Raw genomic sequence first — 17,352 nt, 5'->3', positions numbered from 1 at the left:
GACGCTCACTGGAACCGCCGCAGCACCATCCTGACCGTCCCGTCCCGCTCCACCGTCTCCTCGGCCATGCTGAAGCCCTGGGCTTCCAGGGTGCTGGCCGTGAGGTGGTAGGCGTGGCGGGCGGTCACTTTTCCCAGCCAGGTCTCGTCGTGCTTGCTGCGGTCGTACTCGCTGATCACCGCCAGGTAGCGGCCGTCGTCCTGGTGCAGGAAGCCGATGTCGTTGGAGGCCGAGCCGATATGGGCGCGGCGGACGATGACATGGGCGCGGTCGGCGCGCTGGTCGCCCTGGTAGCCGTACAGCGGCTGGGCGGTGTCATGGACTTCGACGTCCCCGTAACCGACGTCCGCGAGCGCGGCGCGCAGGGCGTCCGGGTCGGTGATCTGGGTGGTCATGGTGGTGAAGTGCGACATGGAGGACCTCCAGGAAGTGAACCTTGAGGGGGATAAGGGAGTTGGGGCCTTCGGGGGCCCGGACCTGTCAGGGACCCAGCGGTTCCAGCGGAACCACGAACTGCCGTTCCGCCTCGACCGCTTCGTCGAAGGAAGCGGACTGTGCGCGACCCTCCCGCATCCAGGTCCGCAGCGCCCCGATGGTCTCGCGCTGGGACACCGACAGCGGCACCTGGCGGGCGAGCGCGGCGAGGATGTCGTCCGTCGTGAACTCGCGGTCCTGGTGGAACCCGACGTACATCGCGTCCACGATCGTCTGCTCGATCTCGGCGCCCACGTAGCCCTCGGAGCGCGCGGCCAGCGTCGCGATGTCGAAGTCACTCGGCAGGCGGCGCCGCTTGCGCAGGTGCACGGAGAAGATCTCGGCGCGTTCCTCGGCGGTGGGCAGGTCGAGGAAGAAGATCTCGTCGAAACGGCCCTTGCGGAGCACCTCCGGCGGAAGGCTGGAGACGTCGTTGGCGGTACCGACGACGAAACAGGGCGCCGTCTTCTCCTGCATCCACGTCAGGATCGTTCCGAACACACGGGTGCTGGTGCCCGAGTCGCCGCCGCCGTGCGCGAGCGCCTTCTCCATCTCGTCGATCCACACCACGCACGGCGCCACCGTCTCGGCCAGGCGCAGGGCCCGGCGCGTGCGTTCCTCCGCCTCGCCGACCAGCGAGCCGAACAGCGCGCCGACGTCCAGACGCAGCAGCGGCAGCCGCCACAGTCCGCCGATCATCTTCGCGGTCAAGCTCTTGCCGGTGCCCGGGATGCCGATCAGCGCCATGCCCTTGGGCGCCGGCAGCCCGTAATCCCGGGCCTCCTGAGTGAAGGCGCGCTCCCGCAGCCGTAGCCACTGCTTCAGTACGTCGAGCCCGCCCACGTCGTCCGGGGTCTCGTGCACCGGATAGAACTCCAGCGCCTCGCTCTCCCGGATGACCTCCTTCTTCTCCCGTACGACGGACTCGATGTGCCGATCGTCCAACGCGCCGTCGCGCACGATGGACTTGGCGTACGCGCGCCCGGCCTGCGCGGCGGTCATACCGAGCGCCGCCTGCCCCAGCTTCTCCCGCCCGCCCGGCGTCAGATCGACCTTGATGCCGGGCGTCTTGGTCAACCCGCTGAGTACGCCGTCGAGTTGGCGGCTGTCGGGCAGCGGGAGCTCCAGGACCTCGGTCTCGTTCTTGAGCTCCTCGGGGACCGTACGGGTCGGCGATATGACGACGATGGACTTACGGGTGAACTTCAGCCGCTGCGCCGTGTTGCGCAGCTTCCGCTTCACCTGGGGGTTGGACCAGCAGTCGTGGAAATCCTTCAGTACGAAGGTGATGTCGCCGTCCGCCTTCTCCACTTGCTGGATCACGGTCAACGGATCCTTCGCGGTGGGCAGGTTGCCGGGCTTGCCACTGAGCGCCTCGAACCCGTCCGCCAGATCCCAGGCGAGACAGGGCCGCCGCCCACGCTCACAGACCTCGGCGATCGCCTGCAGCGCACGTTCCTCTTCGAGGGTGACGACGACTATGAGCGTGTAGCGGGCGCGCAGGAAGAGGTCGAGCTCGGCTTCGAAGGTCAACTGGCCGTTGGCGGCGGCACTTTGGCGGCCATTCTTGTCGAAGCTCATGCGGCTATGGTCGTTCGTCACTCGGTACCTCGATGTCGAATGGCTGATGTTGATCAACGCGGCCTCGGGGAAGCCCGGTGCGATACCGCGCATCGAGGGGGCCGCAGGCCCCCAAGGGGCGCGGGGAACTGCGCGACCAGCCCCCACCGGCCCGCAGCGTCATCACTGCGCCTCCAGCCGAGCGCTTGGCGGATCCGCGGGCACCGGGGCAGGGGCGAACGGGTCGATGCCGGTGAGGGTCAGCCGGCCGTCGGGGTGGATGACCACCTCCGCGTCCGGTACCGCCTCGAGATCGTGCAGCGTGTACCGGTCGCCGAACAGGTGCACCGTCTTGTTGGCGGACCCCCGCAGACCGCGGGCGATGCGCCGCGCGGACTCGTACCGCCCGGCGAGCAGCACGTCGACGCTCGCGAACAGCGCCTCGGCGTCCGGCATACGGGTCACCTCCGGCCAGCGGTATCCGGTGAACAGGACGGCGGATAGGGGGGTTTCGGCGCGGATGCGGGCCAGCAGGCGCAGGACCGGTTCGCGCTGCTGGAGGGGTTCGCCGCCGCTGATCGTGACCCCCTCGATGCGGTCACCGAGACTCCGGATGCGCTCGAACAGCTCGTCCACGGGCGTCTCCTCGAGGCCCCGCTCGACGCCCCGTTCATGGGTCTCGGGGTTGAAGCACCCGGGACAGCCGAGCGTGCAGCCCTGCACCCAGACCACGGCGCGGGTGCCGGGCCCGTTGGCGGCGCTGTACGGCTCGAAGCCGTGGAGGCGGAGGCCCCGCTGCTGAGGCTGCCCCCGCTGGGGCTGGCCCGGCTGAGGTCGGCCCGGCGGCTGCCGTCCGCTCATGAACCCGGCCCGCGCCGCAGCCGCTCATCGACCCGCTCCTGGAGCAACTCCTGTGCCTCCGCGGTCATTTCACGCTCCACGATCTCTCCACCGAGCGCCTTCTCCAGATCCTCGGTGAGATCGAGACACCCCGCCCCGGCGACTCCGCGCACCTCAATCCGGGTGGTCCCGTCCGGCGCGATGAACACCTCGACTTCCTGCAACTCCATATGCCCTCTCCCTCTCCCCGGTCCATACGTCAGCTTCACAGTGGTCCAGGTCGGCCGGGAGGGGTCCCGAAGGGAAGGGGGCCGAAGCGGCAGAATCCGCCCGCCCGGTCAGGACCGTTCCTCGAGACGGGCCATACATCGGCTCATTCGTCACGTCACTTCACACAATTCACACCAAACAAAACCGCAACTTTAAGTTTCAAGTCATACGCTCGCCAGCAGTCGGGTTGCCGAAACACGACGGCATGTGTCGCGGCCCCGTTACCCCCACAAGGCACAGGAGAGTTGACGTGCGGGACCGCGACGTAGTGGTGATCGGCGGCGGCTATGCGGGCGTCCGTCTGGCGAAACGGTTGGACGGGCAGGCGCGCGTCACGCTGGTGGACCGCAAAGAGGTCTTCTTCCACCGCATCGCCTCACTGCGCGCGGGCGTGGACCCGGAGTGGACGGGGGCGCCCTTCATCCCGTACGACCGACTGCTCACCAAGGGCCAGGTGGCCGTGGGCAAGGTGGTCCGCATCGACACCACCGAACGGCAGGTGGCGCTCGCCACGGGTGAACGGCTGCCGTACGACGTGGTGGTGATCGCCACCGGCGCCGACTACCCCGAACCGGCCCGCTTCACCGGCACGACGCCCGAAGAGGCGGCCAAGTCGTTCGCCGAGCACCAGCAGAACATCGCCCACGCCGAGCATGCCCTCGTCGTCGGCGGCGGTCCCTCCGGCGTCGAACTCGCCGCCGAGATACGGCTGGCCCGCCCGGACGCCCGCGTCACGCTCGCCCACTCCGGTCCCGCGCTGCTCGACTCCACGGGCAGCGCACGGGCGGGGCGCAAGGCCCGCTCCTGGCTGGAGTCCCACGAGGTGGAGGTACGGCTCGACTCCTTCATGTCCCCCGGCTACGACTTCGGCACCTACCGCGACGCCCGCGGCACCATCATCGAAGCCGACCTCTCCTTCTGGACCACGGGCACCACCCCCAACACGCTCTGGCTCCGCCTGGCCGGACACGGCGACTGGCTGAACCCGGCCGGCCAGGTCAAGGTCGACAAGTCCCTCCGGGTAGAGGGCTGGAAGGACGTCTTCGCGGTAGGCGACGTGAACAACATCAGCGAACTGAAACTCACCCCCGCCGCACTCGCCCAAGCAGACCTGGCCGCCCACAACATCCGCATGTACCTCCAGAGTTCGGGCAAGCACCGCAAGGAGCCCCGCTTCTACCGCCCGATCCACCGCACCCCACTGATCGTCCCCTTCGGCCCGGCAGACGGAGTAACTATGCTCCCGGTACCAGGCGGCGAAACAGCGGTCCTGGGCGGCCGCACCAGCACCCTGGCCAAAGCGAAGAACCTCATGACCCCGTACATGCGGCGGCAGTTGGGGTACACCGCAGCCTGAGCCTCTGCGTCAGGGAGTACACGCCGCAGCGATCGACACGCTGTTCTCGTACAGGTGGTGCCGGGTGATCCGCCCATCCTCGACGCTGAGCCGCAGCGCGAAGGGACCCGCGAAGGACTTGCCCGTCGCGCGGACGGTCCCCGAGAGGTGCCCCATCAGAACGGCATCGACGCCGTCGACGAGGATCGTGTCGACGGACGCGCGGGCGTCCTCAGCCACGGTGTGCTCGGCCAACTCCGCAGCCTGAGCGGCGCATTCAGCGGCAGTGGAGCGGGGCCTGATCCACGGGACCACAGGATTCTCGGCGAGCATCCAGTCGACTTCGTCCGCGAAGAGCGCGGTGAGCCCCTCGATATCCCCGGCGAGACGGAGGGCGAGGAACTTCTGGACGGTGGCTCGGGTGGCGTCAGCGGTTTCGGTGGCGGTGTGCGTGGTGTCAGTCGTCATGGGGCACAGCCTGCCGGGATGCTGACGGAGCGTCGATTACCTCGGAGGTAAGGGCGGAACGGGGCGATGAGTTCGGCGAGTTGGGCCACGGGACGGTGGGCGTCATGTCAAGACGTACGCGGCCGACGATCGGCAAGTGGTCGCTTCCGGTCGAGTCCAGGGTCGACACCTCGGTCACCTCCGTCCCCTTGCCGAGCACGTGGTCGATCCGCGCCACCGGCACGGAAGTCGGCCAGCTGAACGCGAACCCCTCGTCGGGAGCGGACAGTTGGGAGGTGAGTGAATCCAGCCCGCGGTCCTGCACGGTGCCGTTGAGGTCGCCCACGAGCAGGAGCCGCTCGGCCGGGTCGGCCGCGATCCGTTTCCCGAGCAGTGTCGCGCTCTCGTCGCGGGCCGCCGACGCCAGGCCGGTCGCGCCGAGGCGGATCGACGGCAGGTGGGCCACGTACACCGCGACCTCGCCCTCGGGCGCGGCGACCGTGGCCCGCAGTCCGCGTTGCCAGCTGTCGGGGAAGCCCGCGGGGCGGATGTCCACGGGCCGGACGTCCGACAGGGGGTAGGCGGACCAGAGTCCAACCGTGCCGCGTACCGCCCGGTGGGGGAGCGAGCCGCCCAGGACGTCCTCGTACGCGGCGCGCGCCGCGGGCGTCAGTTCCTGTACGGCCACGAGGTCGCCGCGCGCGCCGAGCAGCGCCCGTGCGGTGGCGGAGGGTTCGGAGTTGTCGTCGGCCACGTTGTGCTGGACGACGGTCAGGTCGTACGAGCCCGGCGACGAGCCGAACCACAGCCCGCCGAACATCCAGAGCCAGGCAAGCGTGGGCACCAGACAGGCGAGCAGCCCCACCACCGACCGCTTGAGCAGCGCGACCCCGCCCAGCACCGGCACGGCCACCCCCAGCCACGGCAGAAACGTCTCCAGGAAACTCCCAAGACGCCCAACCCAGTTGGGCACGGCGGTATGCAGGACCAGCAGCCCGGCAACGCAGAGGGCGCACGCGACGAGCCCGTACTCCCACCGCCGCCCACGTCGCCGTTCTTGCGCGTCGCGCACCCCTCGTACGACCACAGGACCTCCTCGCTCGGACGGAGGACGCGCTTTGCCCGCCGGGCGGTTCACCGCGCCACGGTCGCGAGGACGTCGTGGCCCAGTCGCTGGATGACGTCCGTGGCGAGTCGGTGGCGTACCAGCTTGCCGTCTCGGGTGGAGCGGAGCAGGCCCGCTTCTCGCAGGGTGCGTAGGGCTCGGGAGACCTGGGGTTCGGTGGAGCCTAGGCGGGCGGCGAGTTCTGAGGTGGTGATGGGTTCGCCCAGGAGGTGGCGGCAGAGTTCCATGCGGGCGGGCGAGGTCAGGGCCATCAGGCGGTGGTGCAGGTCCCGCAGGGTCAGCTGTCCGGCCGGGGTGGTGCCGCGTACCGCGTACTGCACCACCACGCACGACGGGTGCTCGTTCTTGACCGTCAGGTGTGGCCACACCCGGGCGGAGGGGACCAGGACGAGGGGGCGCGGGGCCACCTTCACCTCGTCGGTCTGCAGCTTGTCCAGCCGGACCCGTTCCCCGGGGCCGACCCGGGCCGCTGTCGGCAGCAGCTCGGTGAGGACGTCCGCGGGCGAGCGTTGCGCCAGCCGGCGGCGTACCTCCCGCGCGTGGTCCTCCAGGGCCGGCCGCAGCGTGCTCCAACCCTCCGCGAAGAACGCCGTGTCGGCCGCCCGCAACACCGCCAGCAGCCGGTCCCGTAGCTCCAGCGGAGCCGCCACCAGCTGCCGGGCCAGCTCACCGCGGGCGTAGGAGCGGCGCAGGCAGCGGCGTACGTAGTCCTCCGCGGCGGTGGTGCCGGAGCGGAGCTCGCGGGCCGGCGGCACGGGCAGCACGTTGGTGCCGAGAACGCCCGGCGCCACCAGCTCCAGGAAGTCCTCCGTCGGCAAGGCCGCGATCGCCGCCAGTTCGCCGTAGAGGTCCGTCGTCGGCGGCAACGTACGGGGGAAGAAGAGGCGGCAGCGGAAGCGGGCCCACAGCGGAGCGAACACGGACAGCTCCTCGTGCAGCTCCGGTCCCGCCGCGGCGGCGCGGGCCGCCCAGCCGGCGGCCTCCGGGTGGTGCTCGGGTTCGGCGAGCACGTGCAGGCTCGCCATCAGTTCCGACAGGGCGGAGGGCCCGGCGGTGACATCCGCGGGGCCGAGCCCTCCGAGGTCGAGGACGATGCTCACGCCGTCAGCGTACGGCGGGAGTTCACCGAACCGGTGCGCCAGGACCGAGCGGGATGCCCAGCAGGTACCAGACGAAGAACAGCAGCACCCACACCAACAGCATGATCATGGCGAGGGGCAGCGTGAAGGAGACCAGGGTGCCGATGCCGGCCTTGCGGCGCAGCGTCTGCAGGTAGCCGACACAGAGCATGAACGACGTGCTCATCGGCGTGATGGAGTTCGTGCAGGAGTCGGCGATGCGGTAGAGCGCCATGGTGGTGGCCGGGTTCGTGCCGAGCAGCATCAGCATCGGTACGAGGGCGGGGGCGACCAGCGTCCACAGCGCGGAACCGGAGGTGATGACGAGGTTCATCAACGCGACCGCGACGATCAGCAGGGAGAACAGCACCAGCGTGGGCGCCCCCAACTCCCGTAGGAAATCCGCCCCTTCGACGGCGACGACCGTCGAGATGTTGGTCCACTTGAACAGGGCGAGGAACTGCGACACCGCGAAGAACAGCACCAGCAGCGGTGCGATCGAGCGCACCCCGTCCGCCATGAACTCCGGTATCGCGCGGCTCCCGCTGATCCGCCCGGTGAGCCACCCGTACACGGCGCCGATCAGCAGGAAGAAGACGGTGAGGAAGACGGCGATGGCGTTCATGAAGGTGGACTCCACGATCGCGCCGCCCTCACCGCGCAGCGGCGACGAGGCGGGCAGCATCGCGAGCACGATCAGCGTGGCGTAGGCGAGCACGGCAAGGCCGGTCAGCTTCAGGGCCCGCCGCTCGGTGGCGTCGTCGACCCCGGCCGCGACGACCTGCTGGGCCGCGGCCGCCTCCAGGTCCGCGTCGGGAATCAGGCGGTGCTCGCGCTTGGCGAGGATCTTGTCCACGACCAGGGCGATGGTGCCGGCCAGGACGAACGCCGAGACGGTGGTGAAGTACATGTTGTCCGTCGCCCGGACCGTCACGTCCTTGTCGACGAGGTGCGCGGCCTCGGTGGCCACGGAGGCGAACAGCGCGTCACCCGGGGCGATCAGCGGATTCGCGTCGCCCGCCGCGTTGATGGACACGAACGCGACGATCATGCCGAGCATGGGGGAGCGGCCCACCGCACGGAAGGCCACCGCCCCGAGCGGGATGAGGACCACATACGCGGAGTCGGACAGGAACTTCCCCAGTACGCCGCCCAGGGCCACGCCCAGGACGACGGTGCGCGGGGACAGGCCCGACAGCATGCGACGGGCCAAGGCTTCGAAGAGCCCCGACCGTTCGGCGACCGCGACGCCGAGCATCACCATCAGCACGATGCCGAGCGGGCCGAAGGTGACGAAGGACTCCTCGGCGCCCGTGATCAGGTCCCGTACGGCGTCCGCCGACAGGGCGTTGCGTACGCCGACCTGATCACCCGACGAGGGGTCCTCGACCCGCAGCCCGGAGACGTTCAGCACCCAGCTGGCGAGGGCGACGACCCCGCACAGGATCCAGAACAGCCAGAACGGATGCGGCAGTGCGTTGCCCGCGCGCTCGACCAGGTCCAGGAGCCGGGAGCCACGGCCCCCCTCGTCGGGCTCGGCGGCCTGCACCTCCTCGGGGCGGGTGTCGGGTGTGCTCATGGCGGCCTCCTGTGAGGACTGGGAGATGACGGAAGAGGGGGGAAGGGAAGCGGGGGGAGGGGAGGAGACGGGGAAGGGGAGGAGACGGGGAAGGGGAGGAGACGGGGAAGGGGAACGGGGGCATGGCGCGGCTGGGCCGCGAGCAGTGGTGCGAAAGGGAGCCCGGAGCCGGGCACGATCCGCCGGGAGGGAACGCGGGGCGTTCCCGGGTTGCGCTGACAGTAGGACCCGCGTCCGGTCCCGTCACCGTCCGGCGGAACAGTTGACCTGATGACGTCAAGTGATCGCCATGTTCCGGGCCGTTGCCTAGCGTCACGGGAGTGACCTCGTACGACACTGACGCCCCCCATGCCCACCGCCCCGAACCCCTCCGGGGCGGTGCCCTGTGGCGCCGCACCCTGCGCATCCCCATGCGGGACGGCGTCCATCTCGCCGCCGACCTGTACTCCGCCTCACCCGCGCCGGAAACGACCGTGCTTCCCGTACTGCTGGAGCGCACCCCGTACGGCCGGCGTGCGCAGCGCGGTTCGGACCAGGACCGCGGCGACGCACCGGTCCCGCAACCCGAGGACATCGCCCGGCACTTCACCGAGGCCCGCTACCACGTCGTACGCCAGGACTGCCGGGGCCGCGGCGACAGTGAGGGAACGTTCGTGAAGTACCTCGGCGAGGGCCCGGACGGGGCCGACACGATCGCCTGGCTCAGGAACCAACCGTGGTGCGACGGCAGGGTCGTGATGACAGGCGTGTCCTACTCGGCCCACGTCCAGGCGGCCGCGGCCGCCGAGGGGGTGGAGGGGCTCGCCGCCATGGTGCAGGACTCGGGCGGCTTCTCCTCCGCGTACGACGCGGGGATGCGGATGGGCGGCGCCTTCGAGCTGAAGCAGGTGACCTGGACCCTGCGGCAGGCGGTGACCAGCCCGGAGGCCGCCGCGGATCCGGTGCTGTCCGAGGCACTGTCACGGGTGGACGTGGCGGGCTGGTTCGGCGCGATGCCGTGGCGGCCGGGCTGCACACCGCTGCGGCATCTGGCGGCGTACGAGGACTTCCTGCTGGAGCAGTGGCGCCAGGACACCTTCGGCGACTACTACCGCAACCCGGCGATCTACGGGCGAGGCTTCTACGACCGCTTCCCGGACGCGCCGAGCCTGCACATAGGGAGCTGGTACGACCCCTACGTCCGCTCCACCATCGAGAACTTCACCGCCCTGCGCGAGCTGAAGTCGGCCCCCGCCTACCTGGTCATGGGCCCGTGGACGCACGGGCGCCGCTGCGAGACGTACGCCGGAGACGTGGACTTCGGCCCGCGGGCGCCACTGGACGGCAACCTCGCCCCGTCCTACCTGGAGTTCCGCAGCCGCTGGTTCGACCGGGCGCTGGGCCGGGCGAGCGACTCAGACCTCCCCGCGGTCCAGTACTTCCTGATGGGCGGCGGTGACGGGCGGCGGGACGCGGCCGGGCGGATGCGGCACGGCGGGGAGTGGCGCGCCGACACCTGGTGGCCGCCGACGGCGACGGCACCGGTCGACCTGTACCTCACCGCCGACGGCACCCTCGACGTCAACCCGCCCACGGTGGCCGCCGCATCGGTGACGTACGACTTCGACCCGCGCCACCCGGTCCCCACCATGGGTGGCCAAGTCACCTCGGGGGAGCCGGTGATGAGCGGCGGGGCCTACGACCAGAACGCCCCGGACGCCCGGGTGTACGGAGCGCGCGAGCCGTATCTGCCGCTGGACTCCCGCCCGGACGTGATCAGCCTGAGCACCCCACCCCTCGAGCGGGACGTCGTGCTGGCCGGCCCGGTGTCGGCGAGGCTCCACATCTCGACCACCGCCCCGGACACCGACTTCACCATCAAGCTGATCGACGTCCACCCGCCCAACGCCGACTATCCGCACGGCTTCGCCATGAACCTCACCGACGGCATCGCCCGCTGCCGCTTCCACCGCTCCACCGAGAAGCCGGAGTTGCTCACTCCGGGCCAGGTGTACGAGATCGAGGTCACCGCCCCCGACACGGCGAACCGCTTCACCGCCGGCCACCGCATCCGCCTCGACATCTCCTCCAGCAACTTCCCCCGCTTCGACGTCAACACCAACACCGGCACCCCCGAGGCAGCGGCCCGCCGCACCGCCGTAGCCACGAACACCGTGCACATGGATGCGGGGCACCCGTCGCACGTGCGGGTGTGGGTGGAGGGAGGGGCGGACGGGCTCGCGTAGCCGTACGCCCGGAAAACCTGCCTGCTCAAGGCCCAACTCAAGCCACCCTGAGGCCGCTTACGGCTTGGGCGCGGGCTGCTCCCCCGAGCCTCGGACGATCAGCCGGGTGGGAACGGTGATGGTGCGAGCCCGGGAGCGGTCGCCGTCGAGGCGGGACAGGGCGGTGGAGGCGGCGCTCCGGCCGAGTTCTTCGGGGTCTTGGGCGACGACGGTCAGGGCCGGTTCCAGTGCCTCGGCGAGGGAGACGTCGTCGAAGGCGACGACGGCGACGTCCTTGCGCTTGCTGCGGGCGAGTTCGGCGACGATGCCGAGCGCCATGATGTTGTTTCCGGCGAACAACGCCGTGGGGGGATCGGCCAGTTCGAGGAGCTGGGCGGTCGCGGCCTCCGCTCCCGGCTGGTCGTGTGCGCTGGCGAGCAGCGAGCGGTCGTAGGGGATGTCGGCTTCTTCCAGGGCCGCCCGATAGCCGGCGAAGCGTTCGCGACGCGTGTACAGCTTGACGGGCAGGTCGCCGACGAAGCCGATGCGGCGGTGCCCGTGGGCGATGAGGTGGGCGACGCCCTCGTGGGCGCCCGTGCGGTTGGTGCTGACGACACTGTCCGTGGACAGGCCGACTCCCGGCCGGTCGAGGAAGACGACGGGCAGCCCCGCCGTACGGTGCGACTTGAGGTGGGAGTGGTCGGCGCCGACGGACGGCACGACGATCAGGATGCTCACGCGCCGGGCGAGGAACTTGTCCGTCAACGCGCGTTCGCGGTCGGGGTCGTCGGCGGAGGAACCCATCAGCAGGGTCAGGCCCCGGTCGCGGACGGTGTCCTCGATGGCGCGGGCCACGGCCCCGAAGAAGGGGTTGGCGAGGTCGGGGATGACCAGTCCGATGGTGGTGTCCGGACCGCCGACGCGGATGTTGCGCGCCATGAGGTTCGGCTGGAAGCCCAGCCTGGCCATCGCGGCGAGTACCTGTTCCCGCGTCTGAGCCGAGACGGGTCCGTCCTCGTTGAGGACACGCGAGACGGTCTTGGCGCTGACGCCGACTTCTCGTGCGACATCGGCCAGGGTGGGGCGGCGGTTCGCTGCCATGGCGGAAACGGTCTCCTGCGCTCGTAACTCACGGGTTCCTGCTCGGGCCGGAACCCGTGAGTTGCTTCCGTCGGGTCGTCAGCTGGCCTGGACTCCCGCGGCCTTGGCCGCCGCGGAATCCGCCACGACAGTATCTCCGGCCTCGTCGACGGTCAGCGCGCCGGTCATGATGGCGACGACCTCGGCCATGGAGTAGTCGGACGGCTTGATCACGGCCGCGCGCCGGCCCAGCCGGTGTACGTGGATCCGGTCGGCGATCTCGAAGACGTGCGGCATGTTGTGGCTGATCAGGACGACCGGCATGCCCTTGTCCCGGACCCGGCGGATGAGGTCGAGGACCTGCCCGGACTCCTTGACGCCGAGGGCGGCGGTCGGTTCGTCCATGACGACGACGCTACGAGCCCATGCGACGGCACGGGCGACCGCGACGGCCTGCCGCTGTCCCCCGGAGAGCGTCTCGACCGACTGCGTCAGCGAGCGCAGGCCGATCTTCAGGTCGGCCATGTGCTCGGCGGCTTCCTGGCGCATGCGCTTCTTGTCGAGCATGCGGAAGGCAGTGCCGAGGACGCCGGGGCGGCGCAGTTCGCGGCCGAGGAACATGTTGGAGGCGATGTCCATGGAGGCGGCCACCGCGAGGTCCTGATACACCGTCTCGATGCCGTGGGCACGGGCGCTCTGCGGGCCGGAGAAGGCGATGGGCTTCCCGTTGAGGCGGATTTCGCCCTCGTCGGGAACCACCGCGCCGGTGAGGGCCTTGATGAGGCTCGTCTTGCCGGCGCCGTTGTCGCCGATGACGGCGAGGACCTCACCGGGCAGCAGGTCGAAGTCGGCACCGTCGATGGCGGTGACATGGCCGTAGCGCTTGACCAGACCGCGGGCCTGCAGAACAGGGGTCGGAGTTGAGGTGGTCATCGGGCCTTCTTCCGGGAGAGCTGGTCGACGGTCACCGCGAGGATCACCAGGACACCGGTGATCAGGGTCTGGTAGATGGAGGCGACCCCCATCAGCTGCAGGCCGTTGCGGAAGACGCCGACGATGAGAACGCCGATGAACGTGCCCAGAACCGATCCGCGTCCGCCGAAGAGGCTGGTGCCGCCGAGGACGACGGCCGTGATGCTGTCGAGGTTGTCGGTCTGCCCGGCCTGCGGGTCGCCGACTCCGGTACGGGAGATGAGCAACAGGGCGGCGATGCCGTAGAGGACGCCGGCCGCGGTGTAGACGCCGATGGTCAGGCGGGAGGTGCGGATGCCGTTCAGCCGGGCCGCTTCCGGGCTGTTGCCCAGCGCGTGGACATGCCGGCCCCAACTGGTGCTGCTCAGCGCATACGCGACGAAGAGGAACAGGGCGATGGTGACCAGCGACCCGTACGTGATGTCGGTCTTGCCGAGCGGGAAGGTCTGCCCGAGCGCCGTCAGCGGGCCGGGCAGGTTGGTGACCGTCTGCTCCTCGGAGTAGATGTGGGTCAGCGCGAACGCCACGTTGAGCATGCCGAGGGTCACGATGAACGGCGGCAGCGGGATCTTCTGCACCAGCGCCCCGTTGAGCAGACCGAAACCGCCGCAGACGACCAGGCCCAACGCGATCGCGGCGAGCGGCGGCAGAGACCCCTCGGCCGCCATCTTGGCGATCACGATGCTGCCGAACGCCATCACCGCACCGCAGGACAGGTCGATGCCCGCGGTGAGGATGATCAGCGTCTGGCCGATGGCGAGGGTGCCGACGACCATGACCTGCTGCACGATCAGCGAGAAGTTCCCGCCCGTGAGGAACTGGTCGGTCGAGAAGGAGAAGAAGACACAGGCCAGGAGGAGAGCGACCAGGGGGCCGGTGGTCGGTTGCATGAGCAGTCTGCGGGCCGTGGTCGGCGCTTTGAGCTCCGCGTACGGCGAGGTTTTGCTCGGGGGCGTGGACGTGGCAGTCATGCGGGTCCTTGTCGGAAGACTGAAGTCTTTGTCGGTCGGCAAGAGGACGAGAGGGGGCGGCCGCCCGGGTCGGGGAGGAGGGGGACGGCCGCCCCGCTGAGGGGTTTCGAACGGCGGTAACTACGGCGGCAGCGGCGGGAGTTACGGCCGCAACGGCGGGCGTACGGCGTCAACGGCCGTAGCTACGGCGGCAGTTGAAGGGGCCGGCGGCTCAGCCCCAGCAGTTCTCCAGCCCGTACGCGGTGTCCTTGGACGTGACCCCGTCCTGTGCCTTGTCGGTGATGAGAGTGACGCCGGTGTCGGTGTAACCGGACGCCTTCTTGCCGTCCTTGGCGTACGTCACGACGGCCTTGACGCCCTCGGCGGCCATCTTCAGCGGGTACTGCTGCGACGTGGCGGCGATCGTGCCGCCCTTGACGGCCTCGGTCCCGGTGCAGCCGCCGTCGACGGAGACGATCAGCACGTCCTTCTCCCGGCCCTTGGCCTTCAGCGCGGTGTACGCACCCAGCGCGGCGGGCTCGTTGATGGTGTAGACGACGTTGATGCCGGGTTCCTTCTGGAGGCAGTTCTCCATCGCGGTCTGGCCCTTGGCCTGGTCGCCTCCGGTGTCCTGGGAGCAGACGACGGAGGGGTCGCCCTCCTTGATGCCGAAGCCCTTCAGGAAGCCGTTGTGCCGCTGGACGCCGACGGAGACGCCCGGCGCCAGGTCGAGGGTCGCTATCTTCGCGTCCTTGCCCTTCATGGCCGCCTTGGCGTACTCGCCGATCAGCTCGCCGGCCTTGAGGTTGTCGGTGGCGAACAGGGCGTCGACCGCGCTCTCCGGCTCGGTCGGGGTGTCCAGGGCGATGACCAGGACACCCTGGGCCTTGGCCTTCTCGAGGGCCGGCACGATCGCCTTGGAGTCGCTCGGGGTGATCAGGATGCCCTTCACGCCGGCGGCGACCATGTTCTCGATGGCGGTGACCTGACCGGCGTTGTCGCCGTCGAACTTGCCGGCCGCGGTCATGAGCTCGACGCCTTCGGCCTTCGCGGACTTCTCCGCGCCCTCCTTCATCTTCACGAAGAACGGGTTGGTGTCGGTCTTGGTGATCAGACCGACCTTGACGTCGCCCGAACCGCTGCTCGCGGTGCCCGATTCCGATCCGGATCCACAGGCGGTCAGGGCGAGGGCCGCGACACCCGTGCAAGCAGCGGCTCTGATCAAGGAGGACGGCAGACGAGAGATGCGTGACATGAACGACTCCTGCGGGATTGCGGGCGAGCGGCCGGCATCGGGGCATGCCGTCCCGCAGTGTCATCGTTGACTTATGTCATCGTTGACACTGCTTGGCCAGGATGATGGACTCCGTTTCCACGCAACGTCAATGCCTAGTACCGGACACAAATCGGCAACGCCCGCGACGGCCGCCCGCCCGAAAGCCGTTCGGCGACTGCCCGCACCGTGCCCGTTCCGCCACCGCGTTCACGAGAAGAGCAGCGACTCCACCCACTGACCTCCACCCACGGACAAGGACCCGCAGCCATGACGAAAACCCTGCTCGCCGAGTTCACCGCCCGAGAGGGAGCGGAGGACGAGGTCGCCCGCCTGATCCGGGAGTACGCCCTGAAGGTGCGCGAAGAGAAAGGCAACCTGGCCTTCGACGTCTACACCAAGTCGGCCAACCCACGCGCCTACTGGATCTTCGAGGCCTACCGGGACGAGGCCGCCTTCAAGGCACACCTGAACGCCCCGTACGGCGCTCCGTTCAACGCCGCGCTCACTCCGCTGATCGAGGAGGACGGCTCCGTACTGACTTTCCTCGAGCCGCTGCCGACACCGCGGTAGACGGACGGCTGTGGCCATGCCGATCAGCCCCGAGTCAGGCGCTCGTGTCCGAGACCCGGCCCGGGGCCGCCACCGAGCGCCCAGTCAGGAGTTGGCGGGGGATTCGTCCGGGAAGATCTTGGTCTTGATCGTGCCGTCCTTGGTGAGGTAGCCGTAGAGCATGCCGGGGCTGCTGTGCGGGGCGTCGAAGGTGCCGTCGGGTCCGAGCGCGATGACTCCGCCGGTCCCGCCGAGCTGCGGCAGCCGCTTGACGAGGACCTGGTACGCCGCCTGGGGCACGTTCATCTTCCCGAACTCGATCAGGTTGGAGATCGTCGACGTCGCCGCGCCTCGGATGAATACCTCACCCGCGCCGGTGGCGCTCGCCGCCACGGTCCCGTTCTTCGCGTAGGTGCCGGCCCCGATGATCGGCGAGTCGCCCACCCGGCCGGGCAGCTTGTTGGTCAGTCCGCCGGTCGACGTCGCCGCCGCGAGGTCCTTGCCCCGGTCGAGCGCCACCGCGCCGACCGTGCCCTTGGACTGCTCGTCGGCCAGGGCCTCCTTGGACTTGGCGGCGCTCTTGTCGCCCGCCTCCTCAGCCTTCGCCTTCATCAGGGCGTCCCACCGGGCCTGGGTGAAGTAGTAGTCCTGGGTCACCGTCTTCAGCCCGTGCTGCGCGGCGAAGTCGTCCGCTCCCTCCCCGGCCAGCATGACGTGGTTCGACTTGTCCATCACGAGGCGGGCCGCCTGGATGGGGTTGCGCACGTTGCGCACCCCGGCGACGGCGCCTGCCTTCAGGTCGGAGCCGCGCATGATGGAGGCGTCGAGCTCGTGTCCGGCGTCGGCGTTGAACACCGCGCCCTTTCCGGCGTTGAACAGCGGGTTGTCCTCCAGCTTCTCCACTGCCGCCTGCACGGCGTCGGTGCTGTTGCCGCCCCGGTCGAGTACCTTCTGTCCCGCTTGCAGGGCCTCGCTGAGCCCGTCGCGGTATGCCTTCTCGACCTCCGGTGAGGTCGTGGCGGGGTCCAGTGCCGTTCCGGCGCCGCCGTGCACGGCGAGCACGACGTCCTTGGCCTCCGGCGCGGGCTTTCCGCCGGCCTTCTGCGCCGTGTGCTGGGCAGCGGGCTGGCTGCTGTCGGCAGCGGAGGCCGACCTTTCGGCCTGCGGCACGGCGATCGCTGTGGCCACCACCGCGGCCGTTGCCGCTACGGGAAGAATCAGTTTCGCAGGTCGCATGTGTGTGTTTCCCTTCCAGCATGTTCCGTCAGATCGGGTCGTTTTCATGAGCACTTCATAGGGGTCTGCGGCTGTCGTGCAGGTCCCGATGAGGCGGATTTCCCACCGGGCCTGGCCGTTGCGGGACGTGCGGGCCCTCCAACCGACTCCGACTGCCCGGACGATGTCCTGCAGCCGACGTTCCGTCAGAGGAGTCAGTCGGAGGAGGGCCTTGGGAGTCTGTTGTGGGCACGATGAGCAGAGCTGCCTGGAAGAGCGTCGGTGTGCGGCGCGGGCAGCGGCGTGGCACCGTCTGCGACGGGCGTTTCGGGCATGGCGACGGTGCTCCTCAAAGC

16 protein-coding genes are annotated in these 17,352 nt (G+C 69.7%); 3 read left to right on the top strand and 13 right to left on the bottom strand.

Translation table 11 applies throughout. From position 1 onward, the window contains the following. Positions 1-5 precede the first annotated feature (5 nt). From ACQEVY_RS19550 to ACQEVY_RS19535, 4 genes are all read right to left on the bottom strand, one after another. Positions 6-413, bottom strand: coding sequence for a DUF1257 domain-containing protein (locus tag ACQEVY_RS19550; protein WP_432950222.1), 408 nt, complete (start codon positions 411-413; stop codon positions 6-8). Between the two features lie 67 nt (positions 414-480). Continuing rightward, positions 481-2,055: an AAA family ATPase gene (locus ACQEVY_RS19545; protein ID WP_432950220.1), complete on the bottom strand. Its 1,575-nt coding sequence runs from the start codon at positions 2,053-2,055 to the stop codon at positions 481-483. 162 nt (positions 2,056-2,217) lie between these two features. Further along, entirely contained in the window at positions 2,218-2,895 is a 678-nt protein-coding gene (locus ACQEVY_RS19540) for a 4Fe-4S single cluster domain-containing protein (protein ID WP_432950218.1), read from the bottom strand. Further along, positions 2,892-3,104, bottom strand: coding sequence for a DUF2997 domain-containing protein (locus ACQEVY_RS19535; protein WP_432950216.1), 213 nt, complete (start codon positions 3,102-3,104; stop codon positions 2,892-2,894). Before ACQEVY_RS19535 ends, ACQEVY_RS19540 begins: the two co-directional genes overlap by 4 nt. A 290-nt stretch (positions 3,105-3,394) precedes the next feature. On the opposite strand from ACQEVY_RS19535, the gene ACQEVY_RS19530 reads away from it, so the two are divergent. Next, on the top strand, positions 3,395-4,501 hold the full coding sequence (locus tag ACQEVY_RS19530) for an NAD(P)/FAD-dependent oxidoreductase (RefSeq protein ID WP_432950214.1): 1,107 nt from the start codon (positions 3,395-3,397) through the stop codon (positions 4,499-4,501). 9 nt (positions 4,502-4,510) lie between these two features. Here ACQEVY_RS19530 and ACQEVY_RS19525 read toward each other — a convergent pair whose 3' ends face one another. The 4 genes from ACQEVY_RS19525 to ACQEVY_RS19510 are packed head-to-tail and all read right to left on the bottom strand — an operon-like array spanning position 4,511 to position 8,750. Beyond that, positions 4,511-4,948 carry a nuclear transport factor 2 family protein gene (locus tag ACQEVY_RS19525; RefSeq protein WP_432950212.1) on the bottom strand — a complete coding sequence of 146 codons (438 nt, stop codon included), beginning with the start codon at positions 4,946-4,948 and terminating at the stop codon, positions 4,511-4,513. After that, complete coding sequence (locus ACQEVY_RS19520) at positions 4,938-6,014, bottom strand: endonuclease/exonuclease/phosphatase family protein (protein WP_432950210.1); 1,077 nt, start codon at positions 6,012-6,014, stop codon at positions 4,938-4,940. The genes ACQEVY_RS19525 and ACQEVY_RS19520 overlap by 11 nt, the downstream gene beginning before the upstream one ends. A 47-nt stretch (positions 6,015-6,061) precedes the next feature. Beyond that, positions 6,062-7,153 (bottom strand): DUF5937 family protein, encoded by a 1,092-nt coding sequence (locus ACQEVY_RS19515; RefSeq protein WP_432950208.1) that lies wholly within the window; start codon positions 7,151-7,153, stop codon positions 6,062-6,064. A gap of 22 nt (positions 7,154-7,175) precedes the next feature. Then, the gene (locus tag ACQEVY_RS19510) at positions 7,176-8,750 is read right to left on the bottom strand and encodes an AbgT family transporter (RefSeq protein ID WP_432950206.1); all 1,575 of its coding nucleotides are present in this window, start codon (positions 8,748-8,750) and stop codon (positions 7,176-7,178) included. Between the two features lie 320 nt (positions 8,751-9,070). Between ACQEVY_RS19510 and ACQEVY_RS19505 the strand changes: the two genes are divergently transcribed. After that, positions 9,071-10,975 carry a CocE/NonD family hydrolase gene (locus ACQEVY_RS19505; RefSeq protein WP_432950204.1) on the top strand — a complete coding sequence of 635 codons (1,905 nt, stop codon included), beginning with the start codon at positions 9,071-9,073 and terminating at the stop codon, positions 10,973-10,975. Positions 10,976-11,032: 57 nt separating this feature from the next. Here the strand turns inward: ACQEVY_RS19505 and ACQEVY_RS19500 are convergent, their stop codons facing one another. The 4 genes from ACQEVY_RS19500 to ACQEVY_RS19485 form a co-directional block, all read right to left on the bottom strand. Then, positions 11,033-12,055: a LacI family DNA-binding transcriptional regulator gene (locus ACQEVY_RS19500; RefSeq protein ID WP_432950202.1), complete on the bottom strand. Its 1,023-nt coding sequence runs from the start codon at positions 12,053-12,055 to the stop codon at positions 11,033-11,035. A gap of 78 nt (positions 12,056-12,133) precedes the next feature. After that, positions 12,134-12,967, bottom strand: coding sequence for an ATP-binding cassette domain-containing protein (locus ACQEVY_RS19495; protein WP_432950200.1), 834 nt, complete (start codon positions 12,965-12,967; stop codon positions 12,134-12,136). Next, entirely contained in the window at positions 12,964-13,977 is a 1,014-nt protein-coding gene (locus ACQEVY_RS19490) for an ABC transporter permease (RefSeq protein WP_432950198.1), read from the bottom strand. Before ACQEVY_RS19490 ends, ACQEVY_RS19495 begins: the two co-directional genes overlap by 4 nt. A 211-nt stretch (positions 13,978-14,188) precedes the next feature. Continuing rightward, positions 14,189-15,211: a sugar ABC transporter substrate-binding protein gene (locus tag ACQEVY_RS19485; RefSeq protein ID WP_432950196.1), complete on the bottom strand. Its 1,023-nt coding sequence runs from the start codon at positions 15,209-15,211 to the stop codon at positions 14,189-14,191. A gap of 288 nt (positions 15,212-15,499) precedes the next feature. Here ACQEVY_RS19485 and ACQEVY_RS19480 point away from each other — a divergent pair, with 288 nt between their 5' ends. Next, positions 15,500-15,802 carry a putative quinol monooxygenase gene (locus ACQEVY_RS19480; protein ID WP_432950194.1) on the top strand — a complete coding sequence of 101 codons (303 nt, stop codon included), beginning with the start codon at positions 15,500-15,502 and terminating at the stop codon, positions 15,800-15,802. A gap of 84 nt (positions 15,803-15,886) precedes the next feature. Here ACQEVY_RS19480 and ACQEVY_RS19475 read toward each other — a convergent pair whose 3' ends face one another. Next, positions 15,887-17,017: an isoaspartyl peptidase/L-asparaginase family protein gene (locus tag ACQEVY_RS19475; RefSeq protein ID WP_432950192.1), complete on the bottom strand. Its 1,131-nt coding sequence runs from the start codon at positions 17,015-17,017 to the stop codon at positions 15,887-15,889. Positions 17,018-17,352: the final 335 nt, after the last annotated feature.

Origin of the sequence: Streptomyces sp. CA-288835, assembly GCF_050936385.1 — a bacterium.
Lineage (GTDB): Bacteria > Actinomycetota > Actinomycetes > Streptomycetales > Streptomycetaceae > Streptomyces.
Note: the sequence above shows the minus strand (reverse complement) of the source record. Positions and strands in the feature narration are given on the sequence as shown.

Bases quoted from the DNA above. Each gene is read 5' to 3' on its own strand.
- ACQEVY_RS19550 (WP_432950222.1), bottom strand. From the start codon at position 413: ATGTCGCACTTCACCACCATGACCACCCAGATCACCGACCCGGACGCC.
- ACQEVY_RS19545 (WP_432950220.1), bottom strand. From the start codon at position 2,055: ATGAGCTTCGACAAGAATGGCCGCCAAAGTGCCGCCGCCAACGGCCAG.
- ACQEVY_RS19540 (WP_432950218.1), bottom strand. From the start codon at position 2,895: ATGAGCGGACGGCAGCCGCCGGGCCGACCTCAGCCGGGCCAGCCCCAG.
- ACQEVY_RS19535 (WP_432950216.1), bottom strand. From the start codon at position 3,104: ATGGAGTTGCAGGAAGTCGAGGTGTTCATCGCGCCGGACGGGACCACC.
- ACQEVY_RS19525 (WP_432950212.1), bottom strand. From the start codon at position 4,948: ATGACGACTGACACCACGCACACCGCCACCGAAACCGCTGACGCCACC.
- ACQEVY_RS19510 (WP_432950206.1), bottom strand. From the start codon at position 8,750: ATGAGCACACCCGACACCCGCCCCGAGGAGGTGCAGGCCGCCGAGCCC.
- ACQEVY_RS19500 (WP_432950202.1), bottom strand. From the start codon at position 12,055: ATGGCAGCGAACCGCCGCCCCACCCTGGCCGATGTCGCACGAGAAGTC.
- ACQEVY_RS19495 (WP_432950200.1), bottom strand. From the start codon at position 12,967: ATGACCACCTCAACTCCGACCCCTGTTCTGCAGGCCCGCGGTCTGGTC.
- ACQEVY_RS19490 (WP_432950198.1), bottom strand. From the start codon at position 13,977: ATGACTGCCACGTCCACGCCCCCGAGCAAAACCTCGCCGTACGCGGAG.
- ACQEVY_RS19485 (WP_432950196.1), bottom strand. From the start codon at position 15,211: ATGTCACGCATCTCTCGTCTGCCGTCCTCCTTGATCAGAGCCGCTGCT.
- ACQEVY_RS19480 (WP_432950194.1), top strand. From the start codon at position 15,500: ATGACGAAAACCCTGCTCGCCGAGTTCACCGCCCGAGAGGGAGCGGAG.
- ACQEVY_RS19475 (WP_432950192.1), bottom strand. From the start codon at position 17,017: ATGCGACCTGCGAAACTGATTCTTCCCGTAGCGGCAACGGCCGCGGTG.